This is a genomic window from Metabacillus rhizolycopersici (assembly GCF_020075705.1).
Genome location: NZ_JAIQUM010000239.1, coordinates 1 through 726 on the forward strand (window position 1 = coordinate 1; position 726 = coordinate 726).

At 38.8% G+C, this 726-nt stretch carries 1 protein-coding gene; it reads right to left on the reverse strand.

The features are described from left to right. A partial coding sequence (locus K9V48_RS30240) for a transposase (protein WP_224142339.1) occupies nucleotides 1-726 on the reverse strand: 726 nt, incomplete at both ends.

Here is a 726-nt window from a genome sequence, read left to right on the forward strand (position 1 = left end):
TCATACAGACTCTGAACAACAGAGCACGAAGTTTCTTTCTACCTCGCTTCGTAATCCTTGTTTGTCCCTTGTGCTTACCAGACGTATTTTCTTTGAGACTTAACCCAGCCAGCTTGATGATTTGCCTAGGGTGGGAGTACTCATTTAGATCTCCGACTTCTGCAAAAAAGCCTGCGACAGTATCTCTTCCGATTCCCTTGATGGCAAGCATCTGTTGAACGCCAGGTATTTGATCAATTAATGCATCTATTTTGGCATCCAATTCTTCGAATTTAGACTGGATTAACTCATATTTAGCTATCAATGTTTGTAATTCTAATTTCGCCATATCTGCCCCTTGACGAATACCAATAGATTCACGGGCTGCTTGTTTTAAGTCCTGAATCTTACTAAGTCCTACACTGCGTTTAACAGCTTTTCTTAAGTGATTTAATAGCTCTTGATCCGAGAAATGTACAAGTTCATGTGGTAATACATTTAATTTTAAAAATTGTAAAGCTGCCTTCCCTTCCCAATTCTTAAAAACCGTTAAAAATTCAGGAAAGTATCGGTCAATCCAGTTATGCATTTGACCTTGTACAATTTGTTGGTCAACAGTTAAGAGATCACGAATTTTCTTAGCCACACGGAGTTCTGCATAAATCCCTTGTGGAATAGTTGGTTCAGCATATCTCCCGTCCTTGACCAATTGAGCAATAACTCTGGCATCTTTTACATCGTTTTTAG